Source organism: Pseudomonas anuradhapurensis (assembly GCF_014269225.2).
Taxonomy (GTDB): domain Bacteria; phylum Pseudomonadota; class Gammaproteobacteria; order Pseudomonadales; family Pseudomonadaceae; genus Aquipseudomonas; species Aquipseudomonas anuradhapurensis.
Window position 1 is genome coordinate 5,251,792 of the sequence record NZ_CP077097.1, and the last position, 13,014, is coordinate 5,264,805.

Annotated in this window: 12 protein-coding genes; 4 read left to right on the top strand and 8 right to left on the bottom strand. The window is 64.0% G+C overall.

The features are described 5' to 3' along the window. Positions 1-178: 178 nt before the first annotated feature. The 4 genes from HU763_RS23925 to dadA all read right to left on the bottom strand — a co-directional run bounded on the left by HU763_RS23925 (position 179) and on the right by dadA (position 3,920). Complete coding sequence (locus HU763_RS23925) at positions 179-583, bottom strand: c-type cytochrome (protein ID WP_186672959.1); 405 nt, start codon at positions 581-583, stop codon at positions 179-181. 154 nt (positions 584-737) lie between these two features. Then, positions 738-1,286 carry a cupin domain-containing protein gene (locus tag HU763_RS23930; protein ID WP_013974777.1) on the bottom strand — a complete coding sequence of 183 codons (549 nt, stop codon included), beginning with the start codon at positions 1,284-1,286 and terminating at the stop codon, positions 738-740. Positions 1,287-1,395: 109 nt separating this feature from the next. Next, complete coding sequence (gene alr / locus HU763_RS23935; RefSeq protein WP_186684042.1) at positions 1,396-2,469, bottom strand: alanine racemase; 1,074 nt, start codon at positions 2,467-2,469, stop codon at positions 1,396-1,398. A 146-nt stretch (positions 2,470-2,615) separates the two neighbouring features. Further along, positions 2,616-3,920 (bottom strand): D-amino acid dehydrogenase, encoded by a 1,305-nt coding sequence (dadA, locus tag HU763_RS23940; RefSeq protein WP_186684040.1) that lies wholly within the window; start codon positions 3,918-3,920, stop codon positions 2,616-2,618. 156 nt (positions 3,921-4,076) lie between these two features. Here dadA and dadR point away from each other — a divergent pair, with 156 nt between their 5' ends. Next, on the top strand, positions 4,077-4,565 hold the full coding sequence (dadR, locus tag HU763_RS23945; RefSeq protein ID WP_003258963.1) for a transcriptional regulator DadR: 489 nt from the start codon (positions 4,077-4,079) through the stop codon (positions 4,563-4,565). Between the two features lie 2 nt (positions 4,566-4,567). On the opposite strand, the gene HU763_RS23950 is transcribed toward dadR, so the two are convergent. Continuing rightward, complete coding sequence (locus HU763_RS23950; RefSeq protein ID WP_186684038.1) at positions 4,568-4,921, bottom strand: YkgJ family cysteine cluster protein; 354 nt, start codon at positions 4,919-4,921, stop codon at positions 4,568-4,570. A 186-nt stretch (positions 4,922-5,107) separates the two neighbouring features. On the opposite strand from HU763_RS23950, the gene HU763_RS23955 reads away from it, so the two are divergent. After that, the gene (locus HU763_RS23955; RefSeq protein ID WP_186684036.1) at positions 5,108-6,400 is read left to right on the top strand and encodes an NAD(P)/FAD-dependent oxidoreductase; all 1,293 of its coding nucleotides are present in this window, start codon (positions 5,108-5,110) and stop codon (positions 6,398-6,400) included. 140 nt (positions 6,401-6,540) lie between these two features. On the opposite strand, the gene HU763_RS23960 is transcribed toward HU763_RS23955, so the two are convergent. Next, positions 6,541-6,771 carry a DUF1127 domain-containing protein gene (locus HU763_RS23960; protein ID WP_170033779.1) on the bottom strand — a complete coding sequence of 77 codons (231 nt, stop codon included), beginning with the start codon at positions 6,769-6,771 and terminating at the stop codon, positions 6,541-6,543. Positions 6,772-6,948: 177 nt separating this feature from the next. On the opposite strand from HU763_RS23960, the gene HU763_RS23965 reads away from it, so the two are divergent. Both HU763_RS23965 and HU763_RS23970 read left to right on the top strand, forming a co-directional pair. Then, complete coding sequence (locus tag HU763_RS23965) at positions 6,949-8,379, top strand: aminotransferase-like domain-containing protein (protein ID WP_186684035.1); 1,431 nt, start codon at positions 6,949-6,951, stop codon at positions 8,377-8,379. A gap of 60 nt (positions 8,380-8,439) precedes the next feature. Continuing rightward, complete coding sequence (locus HU763_RS23970) at positions 8,440-9,993, top strand: phospholipase D family protein (RefSeq protein ID WP_170033783.1); 1,554 nt, start codon at positions 8,440-8,442, stop codon at positions 9,991-9,993. A 116-nt stretch (positions 9,994-10,109) separates the two neighbouring features. On the opposite strand, the gene HU763_RS23975 is transcribed toward HU763_RS23970, so the two are convergent. Both HU763_RS23975 and HU763_RS23980 read right to left on the bottom strand, forming a co-directional pair. After that, entirely contained in the window at positions 10,110-11,249 is a 1,140-nt protein-coding gene (locus HU763_RS23975) for an MFS transporter (protein WP_186684034.1), read from the bottom strand. 100 nt (positions 11,250-11,349) lie between these two features. After that, positions 11,350-12,843, bottom strand: a complete 1,494-nt coding sequence (locus tag HU763_RS23980) for an aldehyde dehydrogenase (protein ID WP_186684033.1) — start codon at positions 12,841-12,843, stop codon at positions 11,350-11,352. Positions 12,844-13,014: the final 171 nt, after the last annotated feature.

A 13,014-nucleotide genomic window follows, 5' to 3' on the forward strand; every position in this document is an offset into this window, starting at 1 on the left:
GTGGGTTGGTTGCCCGTGCCGGCTCCTTCGCGGCTAAAGCCGCTCCCACAGTTACAGCACAAGATTCAAGAACTGCGAGATGCTTGTGTGAGCGGCTTTAGCCGCGAAAGGGCCGGTACAGGTACCACAAAAACAAAGCCCGCCATCAATGGCGGGCTTCATGCAATTCAGCTGTTTCTCACAGCCCGGACATCTTCTTGATCGCCCCTTTCAGCTCATCATCCGAGCAATCCGCGCAGGTGCCTTTCGGTGGCATGGCGTTGATACCGGTGATGGCCTTGGCCAGGATGCCATCCAGGCCGCCCTGATGGTCGGCACGCTCTTTCCAGGCTGCGGTGTCGCCAATCTTCGGCGCGCCGAGCAGGCCGGAGCCATGGCAGGCATTGCAGTGCTTGGCGATGATCTGATCCGGCGTCTTGGCACCACCGCCACCAGCGGCAGCGGCCACTTCCATGCCCTTGCATTCCTGGCCCTGCACACACACCTGGCCGACCGGCTCCAGGCGCTTGGCGATGTCATCCTTGGTCGCAGCGGTTGCGCTCATTGCCCAAAGGGCGAATACGGCTGCTGGTACGGCCAGCATCTTCTTGATTTGGTTCACGCGAACACCCTCATGGTGGCTAATCACGCTCGCGGCCACGGATCGGCGAGCGCTGAAAAGTATAGCGGGAACCCGGAGGCCGTGAAACGACCCTACACGGGAAAGGGGTATTGCCGAATCAATGCACTGCGCTGGATCAAAAGTTCGAAGGTGTCGCCGCGCTGATCAACCGCGCCGGCCGGTCGAACGGGTTGCGAAAGCGGTGTGGGCGGGTGCTTTCGAAGTAGTAGCTGTCGCCTTCCTCGAGAATGAAGATCTCGTTGCCGACCACCAGCTCCAGGCGGCCTTCCAGCAGAATGCCAGTTTCCTCGCCATCGTGGGTGAGCATTTCGGCACCGGTGTCGGCGCCCGGTGGGTAGACCTCGGTGAGGAAGGCGATGGCACGGTTGGGGTGCGACTTGCCGACCAGCTTCATGGTCACCGCACCGTCCGAGATATCGATCAGCTCATGGGCCTTGTAGACGATCTGCGTGGGGCTTTCAGGTTCCAGCTCGACCGAGAAGAACTCGACCATGGACATGGGAATGCCGCTCAGCACCTTGCGCAGCGAGCTGATCGAAGGGCTCACGCTGTTCTTCTCGATCATCGAGATGGTGCTGTTGGTCACCCCGGCTCGCTTGGCGAGTTCACGCTGGGACAGGCCCTTGAGCTTGCGGATGGCTTGCAGTCGTTCGCCGACGTCCAAAGCTGGAGCCTCCTGAAACGGTGGAAAAGGGGGTGGATGTGAACGATATCATGGCAATGCCGTTCAGTATTTACAACACACAGCCCCTCAACCTGTCCGCTTCAGCGTTTCATTCGCCGCAGTAGTCCCGCGGTACCCGCTTCAGGTTGCAGAAGATCTGGTAGGGAATGGTGCCAGCCTGGGCAGCCACCTCGCTGGCCAGCACATGCTTGCCCCACAGTTCGACCGGGCTGCCGACGGTCGCTTCCGGTATGTCGGTCAGGTCGATGCTGAGCATGTCCATCGATACACGGCCGATCAGTTGCGTGCGCTTGCCGGCGACCAGCACCGGGGTGCCATTCGGCGCCTGGCGTGGGTAGCCATCGGCATAGCCCATGGCGACCACGCCCACACGGGTCGGCCGCGGGCTGACGAACTTGGCGCCATAGCCCACCGGCTCGCCGGCGGGCAGCTCGCGCACGCTGATCACCCGCGATTGCAGGGTCATCACCGGCTGCAGGCGTTCGGCCTCGGCCTGCGCCACCTCGAACGGCGTGGCACCGTACAACATCAGGCCCGGGCGTACCCAGTCACTGGGTGCCTGCGGCCAACCCAGCACAGCGGGCGAATTGCGCAGGCTGCATTCGGCGGCCAGGCCTTGGCGAGCGGCTTCGAATACGGCGATCTGCTGGGCGGTAGCATCGGCATCCAGCTCGTCGGCGCGGGCAAAGTGGCTCATCAGCACGATGCGCGCGACCTTGCCACTGGCCAGCAGGCGCTGGTAGGCCTCGTGGTAATCCTTGGGGTGCAGGCCGACTCGGTGCATGCCGCTGTCGAGCTTGAGCCAGACAGTGAGCGGCTTGTGCAACTGGGTCTGCTCGATCGCCTCCAGCTGCCACAGCGAGTGCACCACGCACCACAGGTTGTGCTCGGCGATCAGCGCCAGTTCGCTGGCCTCGAAAAAGCCCTCCAGCAACAGCACCGGGGCCTTGATACCGGCGGCGCGCAGCTCCAGCGCCTCTTCGATGCAAGCCACGGCAAAGCCGTCGGCTTCGGCTTCCAGGGCCAGCGCACAGCGCACGGCGCCATGGCCGTAGGCATCGGCCTTGATCACGGCGAGGGCTTTGGCACCGCTCAGTTCACGGGCCAGACGGTAGTTGTGGCGCAGGGCCTGGAGGTCGATCAGGGCGCGGGCGGGACGCATGGCGGCTGCCTTATGGTGGTTCGGGTTGAAATCGGTGTTGGGTTCTTCGCGGGCTCGCCCGCTCCCACAGGTACTGCACAGTTTTCAACATCTGTGGTGTTCCTGTGGGAGCGGGCGAGCCCGCGAAGAGGCCGGTACAGGCGAACTTACTGCTGGTGAGCCGGCGCAGCCTGCCCATGCTTGGCCACTTCCCGGCTGTTGCCATAGCGGAAGATGTCCAGGCCTTCGGCACTGATCTGCGGCTTCTTGCGCGCAATCAGGTCGGCCAGCAGGCGACCGGAGCCGCACGCCATGGTCCAGCCCAAGGTACCGTGGCCGGTATTCAGGAACAGGTTGCGGAACGCCGTGGCACCGACGATCGGCGTACCGTCCGGGGTCGCCGGACGCAGGCCGGTCCAGAAGCTGGCCTGGCTCAGGTCACCGCCGTGAGGATAAAGGTCGTTGACGATCATCTCCAGCGTTTCGCGCCGACGCGGGTTCAGCGACAGGTCAAAGCCGGCGATTTCAGCCATGCCACCAACCCGGATACGGTTGTCGAAACGGGTGATCGCGACTTTGTAGGTCTCGTCGAGGATGGTCGACGTCGGGGCCATGTCGGCGTTGGTGATCGGCACGGTCAGCGAGTAGCCCTTCAGCGGATACACCGGAGCCTTGATGCCCAGCGGCTTGAGCATCTGCGGCGAGTAGCTGCCCAGTGCCAGCACGTAGCGGTCGGCGGTTTCCAGCTTGCCGTCGATCCACACACCATTGATACGGTCGCCGGCGAAGTCCAGGCGCTGGATGTCCTGGCCGAAGCGGAACTCCACGCCCAGCTTGGTGGCCATGTCGGCCAGCTTGGTGGTGAACAGCTGGCAGTCACCGGTCTGGTCGTTGGGCAGGCGCAGGGCGCCGGCCAGAATGTCTTTCACGCCAGCCAGGGCCGGCTCGACGCGGGCAATGCCGTCGCGGTCGAGCAGCTCGTAAGGCACGCCGGACTGTTCGAGCACGGCAATGTCCTTGGCTGCGGCATCTACCTGGGCCTGGGTCCGGAACAGCTGGGTAGTGCCCAGGCTGCGGTTTTCGTAGGCGATGCCGGTTTCTGCCCGCAGCTCGTCGAGGCAGTCACGGCTGTACTCGGACAGGCGCACCATGCGCTCCTTGTTCACCGCGTAGCGGCTGGCGGTGCAGTTGCGCAACATCTGCGCCATCCACAGGTACTGGTCGACGTCGCCGGTGAGCTTGATGGCCAATGGGGCATGGCGCTCCAGCAGCCATTTGATGGCCTTCAGCGGCACGCCCGGTGCAGCCCAGGGCGAGGCATAGCCGGGCGAGATCTGGCCAGCGTTGGCAAAACTGGTTTCCATGGCCACCGCCGGCTGGCGGTCGACCACCGTTACTTCGAAACCTTGCCGGGCCAGGTAGTAGGCACTGGCGGTTCCGATTACACCGCTACCAAGTACCAGAACTCGCATCGTTTTATTCCTCGCACGCGGCGCACCGCAGTCTTTTGTTGAAATGGCATGGATGCGCGCAGTATAGGAATTTGAAGGCAGTGCAATTCACTATATAAAAGCCTATTATTGGCGAGAATTCTCGGCAAGATTGCCTTTCACGGAGGGGCATCCCCTATGCGAACCCAGCACCAGAGCAAGCGTGAGCTGGACAAGATCGACCGCAACATCCTGCGTATCCTGCAGAACGACGGGCGTATTTCCTTCACCGAACTGGGCGAGAAAGTCGGGCTGTCCACTACCCCTTGCACCGAGCGGGTTCGCCGCCTGGAGCGCGAGGGCATCATCATGGGCTACAACGCCCGCCTTAACCCGCAGCACCTCAAGGGCAGCCTGCTGGTGTTCGTGGAAATCAGCCTGGACTACAAGTCGGGGGATACCTTCGAGGAGTTCCGCCGTGCGGTGTTGAAACTGCCACATGTGCTCGAGTGCCACCTGGTTTCGGGCGACTTCGACTACCTGGTGAAGGCGCGCATTTCGGAAATGGCCTCGTACCGCAAACTGCTTGGCGACATCCTGCTGAAGCTGCCGCACGTGCGCGAATCGAAGAGCTACATCGTGATGGAAGAGGTAAAGGAAAGCCTCTGCCTGCCGATTCCGGACTGAGGCTAGACCAGCACCTGGCGCGTGGTGGCGATGAACTGGTGGACCAGCTGCTCGGCGGCAGGGTCGATCATCTGCTCCGGGCCACGGCCCCGCGGGCAGGCCAGGCGCGGGGTGGTGCCGAACAGCCGGCAGATCATCGGCCGCTCTTCGTAGACGGTGCAGCCGTTGGGGCCCAGGTGAACGCAATCCAGGCGTTCCAAGGCAGCGTCCTGCTCGGCCTGCGACTTGCGCGGCAGGCGCGCCATTTCTTCTGCCGACGTAGTGACCGGGCCGCAGCAGTCATGGCAGCCGGGTTCGCACTCGAATGAAGGGATGAGTTCGCGCAGGAAATGGATCTTGTGGCGGTTGCAGGACATGGCTGAATACAACGTAGGGAACCTGGCCGGATTATAGGCTCACCGGCGCCTTGCAGGAGCGGCCTTGTGTCGCGAAAGGGCCGCAGCGCGGCCCCAGCATCCCTGACACGCCAGGCCAGGCGGTTGCCCACCCCACAGCCCCGGCTTATCCTCCTCCCCTTGCCCACCAGCTTCAGGACCGAGCCAATGATCCACAGCGCGCAGCACGCCGCCTCCTACTACGCCGCCAGCAGCGCGCCACACCCTGATCACTCTTTCCTGCAAGGTGAACACAGCGCCGATGTGTGCATCGTCGGTGGTGGTTATTCGGGCCTGAACACCGCCATCGAGCTGGCTGAGCGCGGCTTCTCGGTCATCCTGCTGGAAGCCCGCAAGCTCGGCTGGGGCGCCAGTGGGCGCAATGGCGGCCAGCTGATCCGCGGCGTCGGTCATGGCCTGGAGCAGTTCGCCCCGGTGATCGGCGAGGAAGGCGTACGCAGCATGAAGCTGATGGGCCTGGAGGCTGTGCAAATCGTCCGCGAACGGGTCGAAAAGCATGCCATCGCCTGCGACCTGACCTGGGGCTACTGCGACCTGGCCAACAAGCCTGCCGAACTGCTGGGCTTTGCCGAAGACGCCGAAGAACTGCGCAGCCTGGGCTATACCCATGAACTGCACCTGGTCGGCAAGGACGATATCCACAGCGTGGTCGGCGCCGACTGCTATGTGGGCGGGCTGGTCGACATGGGCTCCGGGCACCTGCACCCGCTCAACCTGGCCCTGGGTGAAGCCGCCGTGGCCAGCCGCCTGGGCGTGCAGCTGTTCGAGCAGTCCGAGGTCACCCGCATCGACTATGGCCCAGAAGTACAGGTACATACCGCGCAAGGCCGGGTGCGGGCCAAGACCTTGGTGCTGTGCTGCAATGCCTACCACAACAACCTCAACCGCGAACTGGGCGGCAAGGTGCTGCCGGCGGGCAGCTACATCATCGCCACCGAACCGCTGGGCGAAGAGCGTGCGCGTATGCTGCTGCCGCAGAACATGGCCGTGTGCGACCAGCGTGTAGCACTGGACTACTATCGCCTGTCCGCCGACCAGCGCCTGTTGTTCGGCGGTGCCTGCCATTATTCAGGGCGTGACCCCAAGGACATTGCCGCCTACATGCGGCCGAAGATGCTGAAGGTATTCCCGCAACTGGCCGATGTCCGCATCGACTATCAGTGGGGCGGCATGATCGGCATCGGCGCCAACCGCCTGCCACAGGTCGGCCGCCTGGCCAGCCAGCCGAATGTCTATTACGCCCAGGCCTACTCCGGCCATGGGCTGAATGCCACGCACCTGGCCGCGCGCCTGTTGGGCGAGGCCATCAGCGGCCAGGAGAGCGGGCGTTTCGACCTGTTCGCCAAGGTGCCGCACATCACCTTCCCGGGCGGCCAACACCTGCGCTCGCCACTGCTGGCGTTGGGGATGCTGTGGCATCGCCTGAAAGAGCTGATCTGAAGCGTAACAGCGGCCTTGTGTCGCGAAAGGGCCCACCGCGGCCACGGCAATACCTGCGGTAACTGGAAGCTTGGGGGCGCTACGCTCCCCTTTCGCGATACAAGGCCGCTCCCACACAGACCGAGCGGCACCTGCGGTGACTAGTCTTTCCAGAAGGGTTTGCGCCCTTCTGTACGCGCCTGTTCCCAGCTCAGCCCGACGTCGCGCAACTCATCGTCAGTCAGCTGCAGCAACGCCCTGCGGGTATGCCAGCGATGCAGCATCAGCCCCCAACGCCCCAACCCTTGCGGCGCGTTGAACACCTTGGCCTGCTGCCCGGCTTCCAGTTCCTTGGCCAACAGTTGCAAGCGCACATCGCTCATGCCACCCATCGCTGCGTTCTCCGTTCGATTGATACCGTGGAGAAAGCATGCGCGCTGCACGCACCGGCAATACAGATCCAATACAGCCTTATTATTCCCATACAGAATTGGCCGCTGACTGACTGAATGCTGTATTTTCAACGCAACTGTACCGGTCGCTATGCCAATGCAGCTCAGGAGTATGCCGTGACCCTCTACCTGAACCTCGCCGAACTGCTCGGCGCCCGTATCGAGCAGGGCCTCTACCGCCCCGGCCAGCGCCTGCCGTCGGTGCGCGCCCTGAGTGTGGAGCACGGGGTCAGCCTGAGCACCGTGCAGCAGGCCTATCGCATGCTGGAAGACAGCGGCATGGTCTCGCCGCGACCCAAGTCCGGCTACTTCGTCAGCAACCTCCGCCAGCTGCCTGCCCTTCCCGCCGTCAGCCGCCCGGCCCAGCGTCCGGTGGATATTTCACAGTGGGAACAGGTGCTGGAACTGGTGCGCAGCACGCCGCGCCAGGATGTTGTCCAGCTCGGCCGCGGCATGCCCGACATCGACAGCCCCACCCTCAAGCCACTGCTGCGCAGCCTCGCCCAACTGAGCAGAAGGCAGGACATGCCTGGCCTGTACTACGACAACATTCACGGCAACCTGGCCCTGCGCGAGCAAGTGGCGCGGCTGACGCTCGACTCTGGCTGCCGCCTGAGCCCGGCCGACCTGGTGGTGACCACCGGTTGCCATGAGGCGCTGTCGTGCAGCATCCGCGCGGTATGTGAACCCGGCGGCATCGTCGCAGTCGACTCGCCGAGCTTCCATGGGGCCATGCAGACCCTCAAGGGCCTGGGCATGAAAGCCCTGGAAATCCCGACCGACCCAGTCACCGGCATCAGCCTGGAGGCGCTGGAGCTGGCCCTGGAACAATGGCCGATCAAGCTCATCCAGATCACCCCCAACTGCAACAACCCGCTCGGCTACATCATGCCCGAGGCGCGCAAGAAGGCCTTGCTGAGCCTGGCCCAGCGCTACGACGTGGCCATTCTCGAAGACGATGTGTACGGTGACCTGGCCTACACCTACCCGCGCCCGCGCACCCTCAAGTCTTTCGACGACGATGGCCGCGTGCTGCTGTGCAGCTCGTTCTCCAAGACCGTCGCCCCCGGCCTGCGGATAGGCTGGGTGGCGCCCGGGCGTTACCTGGAACGCGTGCTGCACATGAAATACATCAGCACCGGCAGCACCGCCAGCCAACCGCAGCTGGCCATTGCCGACTTCATCGCCGCCGGGCACTACCAACCCCATGTGCGGCGCATGCGCAGCCAGTACCAGCGCAGCCGCGACCTGATGAGCGACTGGGTGACCCGCTACTTCCCGCCGGGCACGCGGGTCAGCCGGCCGCAGGGTGGTTTCATGCTGTGGGTGGAATTACCCGAACATTTCGATACGCTGCGGCTAAACCGCGCTTTACTGGAGCAAGGCGTGCAGGTTGCCGTAGGCAGCATCTTTTCGGCCTCGGGCAAATTCCGCCACTGCCTGCGCATGAACTTCGCCGCGCGGCCGACAGCGCAGATCGAAGCTGCAGTGCGCAAGGTCGGTGAAACCGCCCTTCGTCTACTGGATGAAGAAAACGCGGGCGCGTAACTTTGCGCCGCCCGCTACGGTCCAACCCTTCAAGCCTTCGTTGCACAGGACGATTCACCCTTGAGACTCCAGCGAGCCCTGCCTCTGCTGCTGGTGCTACTGCTCGGCCTTGCCGGCTGCGCCAGCGTCGGCACGCCCCGCGAAACCAGCCAGGCGCTGCCGGCCAACGACTCGGCGTTCGGCCGCTCGGTGCTGCGCCAAGCTGCACCGTACAGCGGCCGCTCCGGCTTTCGCCTGCTGCCCAACAGCAACGAGGCGTTCCGCGCCCGCGCCGAACTGATCCGCAACGCCCAGACCAGCATCGACCTGCAGTACTACATCGTCCACGACGGCCTCAGCACCCGCGCCCTGGTGCATGAGCTGCTGCGTGCTGCCGACCGTGGCGTACGCATACGCATCCTGCTCGACGACACCACCAGCGATGGCCTGGACGTGATCATGGGCACCCTCGATGCCCACCCGAACATCCACATCCGCGTGTTCAACCCATTGCACCTGGGCCGCAGCACCGGTGTAACGCGCGCCGTAGGCCGCCTGTTCAACCTGTCGCGTCAGCACCGGCGCATGCACAACAAGCTGTTCCTGGTGGATAACAGCATGGCCATCGTCGGCGGGCGCAACCTGGGCGACGAGTATTTCGATGCCGAGCCCAACCTCAATTTCACCGACATCGACCTGCTGGGGGTAGGCCCGATCGCCGAGCAGTTGGGGCACAGTTTCGACCAGTACTGGAACAGCGCTCTCAGCCGGCCGATCACCGACTTCCTCTGGCACGACCCGGATGCCAGCGACCTGAGTGCCAGCCGCCACCGCCTGGAAGTGTCGTTGGCCGAAGCCAGGACCCAACGTAAAGCCCTGTACGACCGCTTGATGGCCTACCAAGCCCAACCGCGCCTGGACGTGTGGCGCAACGAACTGATCTGGGCCCACGCCCAGGCGCTGTGGGATGCACCAAGCAAGGTGCTGGCTGATGACGAACCGGACCCGCAACTGCTGCTGAGCCAGCAGCTCGCGCCGGACCTGGCCAACGTGCATCGCGAACTTATCCTGATGTCGGCGTATTTCGTGCCGCGCGAGCCTGGCCTGCTGTACCTGACCGGCCGTGCCGACGCCGGCACGTCGGTGAAGCTGCTGACCAACTCGCTGGAGGCCACCGACGTGCCGGCGGTGCACGGCGGCTATGCGCCCTACCGCCGGGCCTTGCTTGAGCACGGCGTGCAGCTTTACGAGCTGCGTCGGCAACCCGGTGACCCCAGCGCCGGGCGCTTGAGTTACCACGGCAGCTCGGATTCGAGCCTGCATACCAAGGCGATCGTGTTCGACCGGCGCAAGACCTTCATCGGCTCGTTCAACTTCGACCCACGTTCGGTGCTGTGGAATACCGAGGTCGGCGTGTTGGTGGACAGCCCGGAACTGGCCGAGTACACCCGCGAGCTGGCCCAGCAGGGTATGGCGCCCGCGTTGAGCTACCAGGTGAAGCTGGTGGGCGACAAACTGGTGTGGGCGACCGAGGACAATGGCCAGCGGCACATGCTGACCTCCGAGCCGGGCGGCATATGGCGGCGGTTCAATGCCTGGATCAGCAAGGCGGTCGGCCTGGAAAAGATGCTGTAACCGGATTTGGCGCTGCTTTGCAGCCCATCGCGACGCAAGGCCGCTCCTACCGGGGATATATCGCCTGTGGGAGCGGCCTTGCGTCGCGATGGGCCGCAAAGCGGCCCCAGGTTCCATCAAGCCGATGCAGGCTCGAAAGCCCCACGCCGCCGGGTCAACACCACCAACCCCGCAGCCCCCAGCGCCAACAGCAACGGCAGCGCGTGCCCACTGAGCCACTGGCTTCCCGCCCCTGCCAGCAATGGCCCGAGCAGGCAGCCAATGCCCCACAGTTGTGCCACATGGGCATTGGCCCGGACCAGCTCATCATCGCGGTAGCGCTCGCCGATCAACACCAGCGACAAGGTGAACAAGCCCCCGGCGCTGGCCCCGAACAACACCCACAGCGGCCAGATCAGCGGCGTGTGCAGCGATAGCGGAATGACCAGGCTGGACACCAGCAAGGTCACCGCACAACCGGTGAACAGGGCACGTCGCGACATACGGTCAGCCAGCGCGCCAATGGGCAGTTGCAACACCGCATCGCCCACCACCACGGTACTGACCATGAACAGGGCCGTTTCGGTACTGAAACCCTGCTGCAGGCAGTACACCGGGAGTAACGTCAGGATCATCGCCTCGAACGAGGCGAACAGGGCGATGGCCCAGGCAATCACCGGCAAACGCCGGCAGAAGGCGAACAGGTCGCTGAAGGTGACAGTGCAGGCTTCGGTGCTCGGTGCGCCGCCACGCCCCAGGAGAATCAGCGGTGCCACCAGTAGCAAGGCGGTAGCGGCCCAGAAGCCAAAGTCATCATCGGAGCCGAGAAAGCCGAGCACCAACGGCCCGGCCAGCTGGCTGAGGGCATAGCTGCTGCCATACAGCGCCACCAGGCGGCCTCGCCACTGCTCTACCACCAACTGGTTGATCCAGCTCTCGCCGAGGATGAACACCACGGTCAGCGACATACCGATCAGCAGGCGCAAGAACAGCCACAGCGGATAACTGGGCAGCAAGGCGACCAGGCCGATCGACAGCGCCCCGCCCCACAGGCAAAGGCGCATGGCTGAAGGGACGCCGACCCAGCCAGCCAGGCGGCTGGCCAGGCTGGCGCCGACCAGTACACCCAGCGCCGGCATCGCGGCCATCACGCCAATGGCGAAGCTGCCATAGCCCCACGCCTCCAGGCGCAAGGATACCAGCGGCATGCTCACGCCGAGCGCCAGCCCGACGCTGAGCACCGATGCCAGTACGGCGAAGTAGCTCCCCCAACGCATTGCAGCCTCCCAGGCAGAAATTCGAACAGCAGAAACGACGAAGCCGGGCAGCGTTAGCCTACCCGGCTATCGTTGGGGCTGCCGTGCAGCCCCCCTGGGATTACAGCTTGATCCAGGTCGCCTTCAGCTCGGTGTACTTCTCCAGCGCGTGCAGCGACTTGTCACGACCGTTACCCGACTGCTTGAAGCCACCGAACGGCGCAGTCATGTCGCCGCCATCGTACTGGTTGACCCAGACGCTGCCAGCGCGTACGGCACGAGCGGTCTTGTGCGCCTTGGAGATATCCGACGTCCAGATGCCCGCCGCCAGGCCATACGGCGTGTCGTTGGCAATGGCCACGGCCTCTTCGGCGGTATCGAAGGCGATTACCGACAGTACCGGGCCGAAGATCTCTTCCTGGGCGATCTTCATCGCGTTGGTCACGCCGTCGAAGATGGTCGGCTCGACATAGGTGCCACCGGTCTCTTCCAGGGTGCGCTTGCCGCCAGCCAGCAGCTTGGCGCCATCCTTGTGACCGGCCTCGATGTACGACAGCACGGTGTTCATCTGCTGGGTATCGACCAGGGCACCGACGGTAGTCTGTGGGTCCAGCGGGTTACCTGGCTTCCAACCTTTCAGGGCCTCGACCACCATGGGCAGGAACTTGTCCTTGATCGAGCGCTCGACCAGCAGACGCGAACCTGCGGTGCACACTTCCCCCTGGTTGAAGGCGATGGCGCTGGCAGCGGCCTCGGCTGCTGCCTGCAGGTCCGGGGCATCGGCGAAGACGATGTTCGGGCTCTTGCCGCCCGCTTCCAGCCAGATGCGCTTCATGTTCGATTCGCCAGCATAGACCATCAGCTGCTTGGCAATCTTGGTCGAGCCGGTGAACACCAGGGTATCGACATCCATGTGCAGGGCCAGGGCCTTGCCCACGGTGTGGCCGTAGCCTGGCAGCACGTTCAGTACGCCTGCCGGGATACCGGCTTCGATGGCCAGCTGGGCAATGCGAATGGCCGTCAGCGGCGATTTTTCGGACGGCTTGAGCACCACCGAGTTACCGGTGGCCAGGGCCGGGCCGAGTTTCCAGCAGGCCATCAGCAGCGGGAAGTTCCACGGTACGATGGCAGCGACCACACCCACTGGTTCGCGGGTAACCAGGCCAAGCTGGTCATGCGGGGTCGGGGCGACTTCGTCGTAGACCTTGTCGATGGCTTCGGCGGTCCAGTGGATGGCATTGGCTGCGCCCGGGATGTCGATGCTGGAGGAATCGCCGATCGGCTTGCCCATGTCCAGGGTTTCCAGCAGCGCCAGTTCTTCGACGTTCTTGCGCAACAGGTCGGCGAAGCGGATCAGCTTGGCCTTGCGCTTGGCCGGGGCCAGTTGCGACCACACCCCAGCGTTGAAGGTGGCACGGGCGTTTTCCACAGCGCGGTTGGCGTCGGCCAGGTCGCAGCTGGCAACCTTGGCCAGGAAGCGTCCGTCGACCGGGCTCAGGCACTCGAAGGTTTCACCGGATGCGGCATCGGTGTATTCGCCGTTGATGAAGGCACGCCCTTCGATCTTCAGTTGCTGGGCACGCTGTTCCCAGTCCGCACGAGTCAGGGTGGTCATACGAAACTCCTCCTCTTGTTTAGGTGCAACGCCGCACTGAGGACTCGCAGGCGTTGTCAGAATTCTGGCCGGGCGACGAGCGCACACTGGCAGGCAATACCCTAAACCAGGCCGGACAAACTATCAATATATTTGACACAGAAGCCCCAAAAGCCTACTGATGTGCATTTT